Source organism: Polaromonas sp., from assembly GCF_010365105.1.
Taxonomy (GTDB): Bacteria; Pseudomonadota; Gammaproteobacteria; order Burkholderiales; family Burkholderiaceae_C; genus Polaromonas.
The window spans coordinates 14321-27104 of sequence record NZ_JAAFGZ010000031.1 but is presented as its reverse complement, the minus strand read 5'-3'; the positions used below and the strand labels follow the sequence as shown (position 1 = coordinate 27104).

Genomic DNA, 12784 nt, shown 5'->3' with positions numbered 1-12784 from the left:
AGTGACGGCCGGGCCGACCTAATTGGGCCGAAATTCGATGATCATGGGTGTCGGCACCCGGCCATCGACATCGCGCGGCAGCGAGCCGGTGCGAACGATGGCCTTGAGCACGGCATCATCCCAGGCCTTGTTGCCACTGGAGCCGATCAGGCGCTGACTCATGATGGTGCCATCGGCGGTGGTCCGCACCTCGACTTCCGCCTTGGGGTTGCCGGGGATGTCGTCGTTGAACACCACATTCGGCAGGACCCGCGCCCTGACCTTGCCGGCATAGCCCGCCGAAGGGCCGCTGGCTTTTCCTGCGCCAGACGATCCGTCGGAATTTCCCGCGCCAGCCATGTCCATGATGCGCTTCTGGATGGCCGCCTGGCGTGCCTTTTCCGCGCCTGCGGCGGCAGCAGCCTTTTGTTTCGCCGCTGCAGCGGCCGCTGCTGCCTCTTTCTGCTTTTCAGCATTGGCCGCAGCCGTGGCGGCAGCAGCCTTTTGCTTCGCGGCTGCAGCGGTCGCTGCTGCTTCTTTCTGCTTTTCGGCATTGGCCGCAGCAGCCTTTTGTTTTTCAGCGGCTACCTGCTTCTGCTTTTCAGCAGCAGCCGCAGCTGCCTGCTTTTGTTTTTCTGCGGCGGCGGCATTGGCGGCGGCGGTGCGTTTTTCCTTTTCCTTTTCTTTTTCCTTCTCGATAGCCAGTTGCCGGGCTTCCTGCTTTTTGGCTTCGGCTTTTTCAGCCACTTCCCGGGCCTTGCGTTCGGCCAGTTCCTCGCGGGCCTGCTGTTCCTTTTCCTTCTTTCGTTCCAGTTCCCTGGCTTGCCGGGCCTGCAACTCGGCCTCGCGTTTTTCCTGCAGTTTTTGCGCCTTCAGCACTTCGGCCTCTTTTTGCTGCTGGAGCAGCTTGCGTTTCTTTTCCTTTTCCAGCGCAATGTCCACATCCGGCAGCGGCGGCGTTTCCTTGATTTCGGGAGCCTTGGCCACGGGCGGGGCCGGGCGGGGCGGCGGCGCTGGCGTGGGAACTGGCGGTGTTGGCTCTGGCGCCGGTGCTGGCGGTGGCTCGGGCGCTGGTGCGGGCGGTGGTGGCGGCGGCGGCGGTGGGGCCTGAATCTGCCGGGGTGCGGCCGGTTGCGGCACGCCAGACCACAGTTCTGCTTCAAACGATGCCGCGTCGTCGGTACGCTTCCAGTTAACGCCCCAGGTCAGCGCGGCAATCAGCAGGGCATGGACCAGCAGCGCCAGCCCGAACGCGCGCGGCGAACCCTTGTCGCGCGGCGGGGCAAATTCAAGACGGTCTGCGTTGCTGGACATGTTTCAGGGGGCGCTTGAGGTTGAAAGGGACAAAGTTACTTGCTGGTTTGCACCGAAAGGCCGACACGGGCCACGCCGGCTTTTTGCAGCGTGTCCATGACCTGCACCACAGTTTCGTACTTGATCGACTTGTCGGCGCTGATCACCACCGGCACGGCCTCGGCGCCTTGCGCTTTCACATCGGGCTCCCGGCTGACAATATCGGCCGCCACGCCGCGCACGGTGCTGGACACCGTGTCGGACTTGAATCGGATCTGCACGCTTTCGTCTTTCTGGATGTCGATGCGCACCGGGCTCTGGGGCTGTTTGGACGCCTGGCCGACCTTGGGCAGGGCAATCATGCTCGGCGTGATCAGCGGCGCTGTCACCATGAAGATGATCAGCAACACCAGCATCACGTCGATGAAGGGCACCATGTTGATTTCACTGATGGTGCGGCGACCCCGGCCGCGTGAACTGACTGCTGGCATGGTGGTTTCCTTAATTAGGCAGAGGGCTGCAGCGCAGACCACATTGTGAAGGCGACTCGGGACTCCATACCAGCAGGCGCAGCGCCCCCTCGGGGCGCAGCGCAGTACGCGAAGTGACAAGCGTGGGGGTCATCTCTAGTGGCCTGAAGGTGACTGCGCGCCCAAATTTCGCTGCAAAATGTTCGAAAACTCTTCAATGAAGGTTTCCAGGCGGTTGGCGATGCGATCGATGTCGTGCGCAAAGCGGTTGTAGGCCACCACGGCCGGAATTGCCGCAAACAGCGCAATCGCCGTAGCCACCAGCGCCTCGGCAATGCCGGGCGCGACGGTGGCCAGCGTCACCGATTCCATCGCCGCAAGTCCGGTAAAGGCATGCATGATGCCCCAGACCGTACCGAACAGGCCGACATAGGGCGACACCGAGCCGACAGTCGCCAAAAACGACAGGTTGGATTCAATCGCATCCATCTCGCGCTGGTAGCTGGCGCGCATGGCGCGCCGCGCGCCGTCGAGCAGCGTGCCGGCGTCGCTGATATGGCGCTCGCGCAGCTTCTGGTATTCGCGCATGCCACTGGCAAAGATGCGTTCCATCGAGCCCGAGGTCTTGGCGTTTTGCGCCGCGCCGGCAAACAGGTCGTTCAGGCTGGTGCCCGACCAGAAGCCGCGGTCAAAATCGTCATTGAGCTGCTGGGCACGTTTGAGCGCCACGATTTTTCGGAAAATCGCCGCCCAGCTGGCAATCGAAATGCCAATCAGCAGGGCGACAACGGCCTGGACAACCCAGCTGGCATGGAGGAGTAGGCTGACAATGGAGAGGTCTTGGTTCATGTTGAAGCTTTTTGTGTCATCAGTTTTTCAAGCTGTCCAGAATGGAAACAGGAATGCGCCGGGGTTGCAGGCTGGCGCCGTGGACCCAGCCAATGCGTGTCAATCCTTCGCAGAGCAAGGTGGCCGGATGCTCACCGGGCTGCTCTGGTTTCAGTAGCGCCTGGTGGTTGAGTGTCAAGGACGCACGGCCGGTTTCTATCATACGGGAGGTCACGATCAGCGCATCGTCCAGGCGGGCAGGGCGGTGGTAACGGAGCGTCGTTTCTGTCACGACAAACATGCATCCTGTGCTGTCCTTCAATTGCTGCTGTCCAATGCCCCGTGATCTGAGCCATTCGGTGCGCGAACGTTCAAAAAACTTGAGGTAATTGGCATAGAACACGATGCCGCCCGCATCGGTGTCCTCCCAGTAAACGCGCACTGGCCACTGGAAGATGGCCCCCACGCTCCCCACTGCGTGTGGTTCGCTGCCCCCCGAGGGGGCTGCTGCGCCTGCAGTCCGGCAAAGCCGGTCCTGCGGCCCCTGCTGGTTTGGAGCGGGGGCATTCACGCGCGCCGCTTCGTGCGGCTTGCTGTTCGTGGAAGACGCTATTTCGCCTGCGGACCCGCGAATGCTGGGTTGGCTCATCTGTTGGCTAGCCCAGGAGGGACTCAAGCCGGGCCACGGCTTCTTTGAGTTGGTCCATTGAACTGGCGGTTGAAAACCGCACGAACTGCTCCGGGGCGGCATGGCCGAAATCCCTGCCTGGCGTGACGGCCAGGTGCGCGCGCTCCATCAATGCGAAAGCGAAATCCCAGCTGCCGGTCACGCCGAGCCGGGCCGCTGCTTCCGTGCAGTCGGCATAGGCGTAGAACGCGCCGTCGGGCATGACGGGCACGCGCAGGCCCAGGCGGTTGAGTTCGGGAATGAAGTAGTCGCGCCTGGCCTTGAATTCAGCCCGGCGGCGTTCGTATTCGGCCAGGCTTTCCGGCTCGAAGCAGGCCAGCGCCGCATGCTGGGCGACCGTGCTGGCGCAGATGAACAGGTTTTGCGCAATGCGCTCGATGACTGGCGCCAGCGCTTCCGGCACCACCAGCCAGCCCAGGCGCCAGCCGGTCATGTTGAAGTATTTGCTGAAGCTGTTGATGCTGATCACGCTCTGGCCGAGTTCGCCGGGCAGGGCCAGTGCCGAATGGCCGAAGTGTTCCTCGTAGCTCAGGCCCAGGTAAATCTCGTCGATCAGCGTGATGCCGCCCCGGCTGTGAACGAATTCGTGAATGCTTTTGAATTCTTCGGGGGCAATCGAGGTGCCGGTCGGGTTCGATGGCGACGCCAGCAGCACGCCGCGCGTTTTATCGTTCCACTCGGCTTCGACCTTTTTGCGCGTCAGCTGAAAGCGTTCGTCGGCGGTGGTCGGAATCAGCACCGATGTGCCGTCGGCCGCAGTGACGAAATGCCGGTTGCACGGATAGCTCGGATCGGGCATCAGGATTTCATCGCCTGACTCGATCAAGGCCAGGCAGGCGAGTTGCAGCGCGGCCGATGCGCCCGCCGTGATGATGATGCGGCCGGGCGCCACGTCTGCACCAAAGCGCGACGCATACCAGCCGCTGATGCGCTCGCGCAAGACGGGCAGGCCCATCGCCTGCGTATATTGCGTGTTGCCCTGTGCAATCGCACGGCTGACCGCTTGCTGCACCAGCGGCGGCGCGGTGAAATCAGGCTCGCCGATGTTCAGGAAAATCATCGGCGAGGCGGTATGGGCCACCTGCTGCGCCAGCGCACTGGCGGCCTTGGCCACTTCCATGACGTAGAAGGGCTCAATGCGGGCAGCCCGCTGGGAAATTTTCAAAACGGGGCTTTCAAAGAGAGGCAAGGAGCAGGTTCTCAAGCCTGGCGCGACTGGTCGGCCGCGACTTCCGCAGCGCGCAGCGAAGGCGCCATCTTGTGCAGTACGCCATTGACGTACTTGTGGCCGTCGGTGCCGCCAAAAGCCTTGGCCAGCTCGATGCATTCGTTGATCACGACACGGTAAGGCACGTCCAGGCAATGGGTGAATTCATAGGCGCCAATCCACAAAATGGCATGTTCCACCGGGGAAATTTCGGCCATTTTCCGGTCCAGCAAGGGAATGATGGCGGCGTCGAGCGTTGGCTCCGATTCAATGCAGCCGTGCAACAAGGCATCGAAATGGGCCGAATCGGCTTTGTGGAATCCGACCAGGTCGCGGGTGAAGGCATCGATCGAGTCGGCCGGGTTCTTGCCGACCAGGTGCTGGTACAGGCCCTGCAGCGCAAACTCGCGCGCACGGGTGCGGGATGATTTGTCAGCAGCTTTTTTCACACCGGTATCGGTCAGGCCGGTGCGGATTTGCGGAGGTCGCTTGGTTTTGATGAGGGGTTCAGCCATGAAGCTCCGTTGAATTTTTGTAGGAAAGGATGTTCAGGCAAGCGCTTCAAGCAGATTCGCCATTTCGACCGCCACGCGTGCCGCATCACGACCTTTTTCTTCCTGCCGCGCCTCGGCTTGCGCCAGGTTTTCGACCGTCAGGATCGCATTGGCAATCGGCAACTGGTAGTCCAGCGCCAGTCGGGTCACCGCCGAACCGCTTTCATTGGCGACCAGTTCGAAATGGTAGGTTTCGCCGCGAATGATGCAGCCCAAGGCAATCAGGGCGTCGAAGTTTTCGGTTTCAGCCAGCGCCTGCAGGGCGCAAGGCACTTCCAGCGCGCCGGGCACCTTGACATGCGTGATGTTTTTTTCTTTCACGCCAAGGGCTTGGAGTTCCTGAAGACAGGCTGCCGCCAGGATATTGGTGATGCCTTCATTGAAGCGCGCCTGGACGATCCCGATCGAGAGTTTTTTGCCATCGAGCTTTTCGCCCAGGCCTTTGTCTGCATTGAGCATGGTGCGTTTTCCTTATACGGTTTCAGGCTGGGTCTGGTGCTTGCCGATGTAGCCGACAATCTCCAGGCCGTAGCCATTCATGCTCGGCATGCGGCGCGGATTGCCCATCAGGTGCATTTTCTGCACGCCGCATTCACGCAGGATCTGCGCGCCCACGCCATAGGTGCGCAAGTCCATGCGGCCGCGCTCGGGCGCCTGGGCGGCGCGGGCGGTGCCTTCGAACTGCGCCATCAACTGGGCTGCGCTTTCGCCGCAGTTCAGCAGCACCACCACGCCCCGACCTTCGGACGCAATGTGCTTCAGGCTCTGGTCCAGGCTCCACGAATGCATGGTACGGCCGGTCTCCAACAGGTCGAGCACCGACAGCGGCTCGTGCACGCGTACCGCCACGGTGTCGTCAGCGGCCCATTGCCCCGTGACCAGCGCCAGGTGCAGGTCGTGGCTGGTCTTGTCCTTGAAGGCATGGGCGGTGAATTCGCCAAAGGCGGTCTGGAGCGTGCGACTGCCGACTTTCTCCAGCAGCGACTCGTTGCGGCTGCGGTGTGCAATCAGGTCGGCAATCGTGCCAATCTTCAGGCCGTGTGTGGCGGCGAACACCTGCAGGTCCGGCAGCCGGGCCATGGTTCCGTCGTCATTCATGATCTCGCAGATTACCGCTGCCGGTGAGCAGCCGGCCATGGCAGACAAGTCGCAACCGGCCTCGGTATGGCCAGCGCGCATCAGCACGCCACCATCAACCGCCTGCAGGGGAAATATATGGCCGGGCTGGACCAGGTCGCTGAACGTCGCGCCAGGCGCCACGGCGGCCTGCACCGTGCGCGAGCGGTCGGCAGCCGAAATGCCGGTGGTCACGCCTTCGGCGGCTTCAATCGACACCGTGAACGCCGTCGAATACTGCGCGCCGTTGCGCGCTGCCATGGGCGGAAGCTTCAGCAGTTCGCAGCGCTCGCGCGTCAGCGTCAGGCAAATCAGGCCACGGCCAAATCGGGCCATGAAGTTGATGGCTTCGGGCGTTACATGGTCGGCAGCCAGCACCAGGTCACCTTCGTTTTCGCGGTCTTCTTCGTCAACCAGAATGACCATGCGGCCGGCACGCATGTCGGCAACGATGTCTTCAACAGGGGAAATCAGTGGGGTCATTTAGAGGCTTGCTTGTTTGAGAGGGGAGTCCTGCAGCATGCGCTCGACATAGCGCGCGATCAGGTCGATTTCCAGGTTGACCGGTGAGCCCTGGGTCAGCTGGCCCAGCGCGGTGTTTTCGACGGTATGGGGAATCAGGTTGATACTGATCTCGCAGCCTGGTGCCTTGTCCGCATGGCCCGCCAGGTCCTGCACCCGGTTCACCGTCAGGCTGACACCGTTCACGGTGATGGAACCTTTGTAGGCCAGGTACTTGCCCAGCGACAGCGGCGCACGGATGCGAAGCTCCCAGCTTTCACCCACCTGGGCGAAGTGCGTCACGCGGCCGATGCCATCGACATGGCCCGACACGATATGGCCGCCAAGCCGGTCATGGGCGCGCAGGGCTTTTTCGAGGTTGATGACGCCGGGTTCCGCCAAGCCGCAGGTCTTGTCCAGTGACTCGGCGGAAATGTCGATGGTGAATTGATTTTGGGCAGGGTACAGCGCTGTGGCCGTCATGCAGGCGCCGTTGAGCGCAATGCTGTCGCCCAAGCCCACATCATCGAGATAACCCGGAGGTGTTTCAATGGTGAGTCGCTTGCCATGATCTGAAGAGCTGCCCAGGCGATGGATGGCGACGATGCGCCCCATGCCGGTGATGATTCCGGTAAACATACGGGTATTTTCGCAGGGAAAAGAGGTGGAACGCCCGCAAGAGTATGAAAGGCGTGGAAAAGGCTGTCAGTTTGCTTTGAACTGGCGTGAAAGAATGTGGCTAAAACTGGTCCCGCCCAGTGGCGCGGGCGACTATCCGCAGGTCGGCGCCCACCCGCTCCGTGGATTGAAACTGCAGCTCAACCGCATCAGAAAGTGCCTGCAATGGCCCGAACGACGCCATGCCCTGGCCCGTCCCGAGCAGCTTGGGCGCCAGGTAAAGCAAAAATTCATCGACCAGACCTGCGCGGATCAGCGAGCCATTGAGCTTGCTGCCGGCCTCGACATGCAGCTCATTGATTTCGCGGGTTCCCAAGTCTTTCATCATGGCCGCCAGGTCAACCTTGCCATTCACGTCAGGCAGCATGACGACCGTGGCACCGCGCGCTTCCAGTGCCGCTTTTTTAGCCTCATTTGGCACTGCAGCGTAGATGATGCAAGCGCGACCAGCTATGAAAAGATGAGCGTCCAGCGGCGTTTGCAGCCGGCTGTCCACCACCACGATGTGCGGCTGGCGAGGCGTGGCCACTTCGCGCACGTCGAGGCGCGGGTTGTCTTCAAGCACGGTGCCGATGCCTGTCAGCACAGCGCAGGCGCGCGCGCGCCAGGCATGGCCGTCAGCCCGCGCTTCGGGCGAGGTGATCCACTGGCTCTGACCATTCGCCAGCGCCGTCGTGCCGTCCAGCGAGGCGGCCATTTTCATGCGCACCCAAGGGGTTTTGCGGATCATGCGGCTGAAAAAACCGATGTTGAGTTCACGGGATTCGGCGGCGCCGGGGCCGACTTCGACTTCAATGCCGGCAGCCCTGAGCCGGGCGAATCCTTGGCCTGATACTAGAGGATTGGGGTCAGCGATGGAGGCCACGACTTTTTTGATGCCTGCGGCAATCAGGGCGTCGCAGCACGGGCCGGTGCGGCCGTGGTGGGAACACGGTTCGAGCGTGAGGTAGGCAGTGGCGCCTACAACTGGATGTCCTCGTGCGGCTGCGTCGCGCAGGGCCATGATTTCTGCGTGGGGGTCGCCGGCACGCTGGGTGTGGCCTTTGCCTAATGCAATTCCCTGGGTCGAAACCAGAATGCAACCGACCCTCGGATTCGGTTGACTCAGGTTGAGAGCTGATTGGGCCATAGTGAGTGCCTGCGATACAAAGGCAGTGCTTGTCGCTGAAATGGGTTGCGGGCTCACAAGCTTAACGATCCCAGCATTCGCGGGTGGTTTGATGCCGGTTGTTTTGACCTGCCGCGCCTTTTAGGTTCCGGTTGTCAAGCGACATCACGCCGCAAGTGTCACTAGCCTGGGCGCCTGTCGGCGTGGCAATCAGGGTGAAAGTCGTTGCAGTAGGGTTGGCCAAAAAAGTAATGTTGTAACGCGCATTTCCATTCAAGGGTGTTTGATTTAAACCCCATGACGTAATCAATGCGTCATTTACGGCTATTGCAACACCCGCTGTGTTTCTGGTCGTTACGTAGCTGGACTCCAGCGTATAAATTTGTTCAAGCCGCTGTGCCACGGCCAGCAAGGTGTTTTTAGCCTCCGCCCGGTGGCTTCTGAGCACATAGGCGTTGTAGCTGGGAAGCGCAATGGCAGACAAGATGGCGATGACGGCCACCGTGATCATCAACTCGATCAGCGTGAAGCCGCGATGTTTCTTCAAAATTGATTGGCTCATGGCAGGCTCCGGGTCAAAATTTCACGCCATGAATAACGCCCCTTGGGTGCCACGCCCCGGACAAAAAACGGGCTGTTTGGGCCTTTGCAATCGTCCTGGTTGCAAAGTATTTTCTCTCCTTTCTCATTTGAATAAGTGCTACTAACCTTGATCACGCCGGTAGAACTGAGGCCTACGCCGCCCACCAGCACGCTTCCATCAACCACCATCTCACCAATCTTGCCTTTGCAGATATCAACAGCCATCAAAAACCCAGTATTGCCCGGCGTGCACACATCTCCGGTAGGTCGGGTGGTGGCAAACAGCACCTTGCCGGTGTCGGGCGGCAGGGTGGAGTTGGAAAGTAAGCGTTCGCCCCCTGCAAAAAGCATTTTCCATCCTCGCTTGTTTGTCAGGTTGGGAGTGGTCCAGGTTCTGACGGCGGTCGCTGAAACAGTGGACGATGTATAAGGGATATTCACAATCTCCCCGGCACCGACGGTCAACGCAGAAGATGCGCCTTTGTCGACCACGGCATAAAAGCTTCTGGCCACTGAATCCGAGTAGTCCGTATCTTCGTTAAGTTTTCCCGTGCCAAAAAATACATTCCAGCCATTGCCGTCGCAAGCCGGAGCGACGGATGGTGCGGTGGTGATGGGCTCTCCGGATGCGTAAACTTTTCCAATGTAGCGCCATGCACCGCCATCTGCCGGACCGGATTTTGCAACCACATAGTCTGTTCGGGCAGGATTTAGTTTGGAAAACTGGAACTTGTGCATGTTTCCCAGCAAATCTCCGGCATAAACCGTGTCGATCAATCCATCCCTATCGGTATCGACCGGCCGGGGTGTTGAAAGGCCATTGCCGGAACTGATGCTGTCAGCCATCAGTTTGGACGCGCTGCTGCCCGTATTGGCATCCAGCAAAAACAGCGCAGCCCGTCCTGCAGTGGAGCCATAGCCATTGCCAACAATGACACGCCAAGCGCCGGTGGCGGTCGTGCTATCAGCCACCTTGGCAATCTGCGTGCTGGCGTTGTTGACCGGGTCTATCGCTGATTCATTGAAGGTGTAGCCCAAGTCGCTGTCTTGTGCGGAAGTGAATTCCCACAAGGGCAAGGTGGAACTCAAGGTGGCTTCGGTTGAACTGGCAAAGCTGCTCTGGTTGGTAAGGTCCAGCGCGTAATAGCCCTTGCCACCGGCACCCAGACCGCCTACCAGCACAGTACCCCAGGCACCGGTGGTTTTTTGGATATCCGCCACCATTGGTGTGCTGTCCACAAAAAACTTGTGCTCGAAATTCAAGGCAGTCAGTGCAGGAAGATTGGCAAAGACAGAGCCGGGAATGTAGCCAAACAATTCCTTGCCATCGGCGCCTGAAAACGCATGCAGCATGCCGTCATTGGCACCTACGTAAATCACGGGAGGCCGCGTCTTGTTTAGGGCGCGGTACGCGGTATGACCTGAAAAATTCGGCCCTGAATAGGCAATACCTGCACCCGACACATAAGTGATGCCGGAGTTGACAATGTCACCCAGCAAGCTATTTTCCCTTCTGCGGAAAAGACCGTTGTCTTCACCCGTCCGGTCACCACGCAAATAATCCAGACGGGCTTGGCCCTGGCTATCTGATGCAGCAAGAATACTTTTCTGTGCGCTGTTCAGGCTTGTCCACTGCAGTGGCATCGTTGTAAAGGATGCAGTGCGTGATGAAGTGAATACTTTTCTGGTGGAGGGCAGCAAAGGCGTTGTCACATAGGCAGGAAATGGACCTGTGGTTTTAAACCAGCTTGAGGCTTCCCAAGTTGGCGTGCTGGCGCACTGGCTCGCACTTTGAGTAGGGGAGCATGAAACAACCGAACCGGTCCAGCCTTTGGGGTTGTAACTGGCATACAGGCTTTGGCTCCCAGCTGTCTGGCGGGTTGAGTTGACTGCTGCGCTGGAAGCGGAATTGGCGCCGGAACGGCTGGCAATGTCGGCAAATGCACCACTGAGACCTGCACGCATTGAAATGGGATCGTTTCCCGCAAACCAGGTATCGGGGATGCCGTTCCTGACGCCGTTTTTCAGGGCATTCCATGAATCAGCATTGGTGTTGGGATTGTTTCCTGTCACTGCATCGGTCCTGAAACCACCGTATTTGGTGGCAAGCCAGTATTGGCTTTTTTTGCCGGGTGCAGAAGGCGACTCCAGAACGTCGACCCAATAGGTGCTGATGTTCTGATTGCCAACCAAATCGGACCGAATATCGTTGGTGTTGGCCCAGTGCGCCAATCCGGCTATGTAAGGCGTGTTGCCGCCGCTGACACCGCTTCCGGAACCAACGCCAAAAGCTCCGTTGTCTGCCATGCCCTCTAGGCCGCGCGTGATGTCCCAAAGACTTTGAACATTCAGGTTGTCCGGGTCTGCAGGTATGTCTGCTGAGCATTTTGTGTTGGTCGACCCCGGCAGATTGCCGTCGCAGTGGGTATTGATGTCACCAATGCCCAGAATGAAATTCTTCTGGCATGAGTTGATGATGGGGTCACGCGTACCCCCTCTTAGCAAATTGTTGCCTGTGATCACCGGAAAATTATCGGTAATGGCGGTCGTCAGGGAGCTTGAATAAGAAGCAGGAGGAGCCCTGCCACGAAGATAAAGCTGGGCTGCATAAAACAGTTCGCTTACGTTGTCATATGTTTCATAACTACCGGAATATCCAAACTTGTTCAGGTAGTTGATCAAACCTGATTTGGTGTCGGTTCTGCCAATCAATGCATCCGTGGCTGATGCGTCTGCAGCATCCGGATTTTCATAAATGGTGCCGGTGGCAGAGTCCCATTCTGGAACCGGGTTAGCTGATACTCCCCCTCCCGCAATGGCGGCGTTGGGACCTACGCTTTTCATGGCAGAGCGCAACACGGCACCATCACGGTAATTGTTCACATTGAGATAACCCAACGCAGCAAACCGCATGTTTCTGCTGTACTCCTGAATCAACCCTTCCGGCTTGGCCACGCCAGAATACTGGTTTTTGCAGTTGGCTTCCCGGTCCACATCCGGAATGGTTGCACCGACTGGAACCGCTAAACAGACTTCCACGCGTATGTTGAAGCAGTTGCTGGTGGCCGCCAGGGAAGGTGTCGATGCCAAACAACTGGCCTGTTGGTTGGCTGCTGATAAATTGACAAAATTGTTGCTGTCTGACACCACAAATTTTGAACCATAGCCAAAAGAGCGAACGGTTTTATTGGTACCGGTCAACGGCATTCCCGGCGTGCCGACAATCAAATCCTTCAATGGATTGTTGTTGAGGCCTCCCTGCTGGCTGCCGAACGACCGGATCAACACCGTGCGACCTGTCGTATCTCCATTGTCGGGATTGGGATTGCGCTTGGCCATGGTGGAAAAATTGTCGCGTGTGCCACCCGTCATGACAGACCTGAACTGGTCCAGATTGGTCATGGTGAGCCAGTTCAGCAGGTTTCCACTCCATTCGCTGGAGCTTGGGCAGGCGCCGGTGTTGATAACCTGCTTGCTGACGGGTTTGAACACTTCGTTCGTGGTGTCGTAGGAATAGCATTTGCGGTTGTCGAAATAGCCGTAGTAACGTGTTGCAAACGTATAGCCGGTGGAAGTATAGGAAATCTGGTTTCCGGTGGGAAACTCCACCGACAAGGCCAGCACCACATTGCCAGGAATGGAAATGCCTTCCGGTGGTCTTTGGCTGGGCATGAAAGCAGATGCCAGCGAGGAAAATGCCAGGACTGCCATCAGCAAGGCAGCTTTGAGGCTATATTTATTTTGAACAAACGAAGTCATTGTGATTTCCTTGCCCGAAGA

General features: G+C 59.0%; 12 protein-coding genes. All 12 read right to left on the bottom strand.

The features are described 5' to 3' along the window. Nucleotides 1-18: 18 nt before the first annotated feature. Complete coding sequence (gene tolA / locus GZ092_RS16960) at nucleotides 19-1293, bottom strand: cell envelope integrity protein TolA (protein ID WP_293638121.1); 1275 nt, start codon at nucleotides 1291-1293, stop codon at nucleotides 19-21. A gap of 35 nt (nucleotides 1294-1328) precedes the next feature. Further along, nucleotides 1329-1763 (bottom strand): biopolymer transporter ExbD, encoded by a 435-nt coding sequence (locus tag GZ092_RS16955; RefSeq protein WP_293638119.1) that lies wholly within the window; start codon nucleotides 1761-1763, stop codon nucleotides 1329-1331. A gap of 135 nt (nucleotides 1764-1898) precedes the next feature. After that, nucleotides 1899-2591: a protein TolQ gene (tolQ, locus tag GZ092_RS16950; protein ID WP_293638117.1), complete on the bottom strand. Its 693-nt coding sequence runs from the start codon at nucleotides 2589-2591 to the stop codon at nucleotides 1899-1901. A 19-nt stretch (nucleotides 2592-2610) separates the two neighbouring features. Continuing rightward, a complete protein-coding gene (locus GZ092_RS16945; protein ID WP_293638154.1) occupies nucleotides 2611-3027 on the bottom strand; it encodes a YbgC/FadM family acyl-CoA thioesterase in 417 nt (138 codons plus the stop codon). A gap of 199 nt (nucleotides 3028-3226) precedes the next feature. Then, entirely contained in the window at nucleotides 3227-4423 is a 1197-nt protein-coding gene (locus tag GZ092_RS16940) for a pyridoxal phosphate-dependent aminotransferase (protein WP_293638115.1), read from the bottom strand. A 35-nt stretch (nucleotides 4424-4458) separates the two neighbouring features. Next, nucleotides 4459-4980 carry a transcription antitermination factor NusB gene (nusB, locus tag GZ092_RS16935; RefSeq protein ID WP_293638113.1) on the bottom strand — a complete coding sequence of 174 codons (522 nt, stop codon included), beginning with the start codon at nucleotides 4978-4980 and terminating at the stop codon, nucleotides 4459-4461. Between the two features lie 33 nt (nucleotides 4981-5013). Continuing rightward, nucleotides 5014-5478 (bottom strand): 6,7-dimethyl-8-ribityllumazine synthase, encoded by a 465-nt coding sequence (ribH, locus tag GZ092_RS16930; protein ID WP_293638112.1) that lies wholly within the window; start codon nucleotides 5476-5478, stop codon nucleotides 5014-5016. Between the two features lie 12 nt (nucleotides 5479-5490). After that, nucleotides 5491-6618 carry a bifunctional 3,4-dihydroxy-2-butanone-4-phosphate synthase/GTP cyclohydrolase II gene (ribBA, locus tag GZ092_RS16925; RefSeq protein WP_293638110.1) on the bottom strand — a complete coding sequence of 376 codons (1128 nt, stop codon included), beginning with the start codon at nucleotides 6616-6618 and terminating at the stop codon, nucleotides 5491-5493. Continuing rightward, entirely contained in the window at nucleotides 6619-7275 is a 657-nt protein-coding gene (locus tag GZ092_RS16920) for a riboflavin synthase (RefSeq protein WP_293638108.1), read from the bottom strand. It lies immediately after the preceding gene. Nucleotides 7276-7375: 100 nt separating this feature from the next. After that, a complete protein-coding gene (ribD, locus tag GZ092_RS16915) occupies nucleotides 7376-8485 on the bottom strand; it encodes a bifunctional diaminohydroxyphosphoribosylaminopyrimidine deaminase/5-amino-6-(5-phosphoribosylamino)uracil reductase RibD (RefSeq protein WP_293638152.1) in 1110 nt (369 codons plus the stop codon). Nucleotides 8486-8504: 19 nt separating this feature from the next. Further along, entirely contained in the window at nucleotides 8505-8984 is a 480-nt protein-coding gene (locus GZ092_RS16910; RefSeq protein WP_293638106.1) for a type IV pilin protein, read from the bottom strand. Then, nucleotides 8981-12763 carry a PilC/PilY family type IV pilus protein gene (locus GZ092_RS16905; protein ID WP_293638104.1) on the bottom strand — a complete coding sequence of 1261 codons (3783 nt, stop codon included), beginning with the start codon at nucleotides 12761-12763 and terminating at the stop codon, nucleotides 8981-8983. The genes GZ092_RS16910 and GZ092_RS16905 overlap by 4 nt, the downstream gene beginning before the upstream one ends. Between the last annotated feature and the right edge of the window lie 21 nt (nucleotides 12764-12784).

Bases quoted from the DNA above. Each gene is read 5' to 3' on its own strand.
- GZ092_RS16955 (WP_293638119.1), bottom strand. From the start codon at position 1,763: ATGCCAGCAGTCAGTTCACGCGGCCGGGGTCGCCGCACCATCAGTGAA.
- tolA (WP_293638121.1), bottom strand. From the start codon at position 1,293: ATGTCCAGCAACGCAGACCGTCTTGAATTTGCCCCGCCGCGCGACAAG.
- GZ092_RS16920 (WP_293638108.1), bottom strand. From the start codon at position 7,275: ATGTTTACCGGAATCATCACCGGCATGGGGCGCATCGTCGCCATCCAT.
- GZ092_RS16910 (WP_293638106.1), bottom strand. From the start codon at position 8,984: ATGAGCCAATCAATTTTGAAGAAACATCGCGGCTTCACGCTGATCGAG.
- ribH (WP_293638112.1), bottom strand. From the start codon at position 5,478: ATGCTCAATGCAGACAAAGGCCTGGGCGAAAAGCTCGATGGCAAAAAA.
- ribBA (WP_293638110.1), bottom strand. From the start codon at position 6,618: ATGACCCCACTGATTTCCCCTGTTGAAGACATCGTTGCCGACATGCGT.
- nusB (WP_293638113.1), bottom strand. From the start codon at position 4,980: ATGGCTGAACCCCTCATCAAAACCAAGCGACCTCCGCAAATCCGCACC.
- tolQ (WP_293638117.1), bottom strand. From the start codon at position 2,591: ATGAACCAAGACCTCTCCATTGTCAGCCTACTCCTCCATGCCAGCTGG.
- GZ092_RS16905 (WP_293638104.1), bottom strand. From the start codon at position 12,763: ATGACTTCGTTTGTTCAAAATAAATATAGCCTCAAAGCTGCCTTGCTG.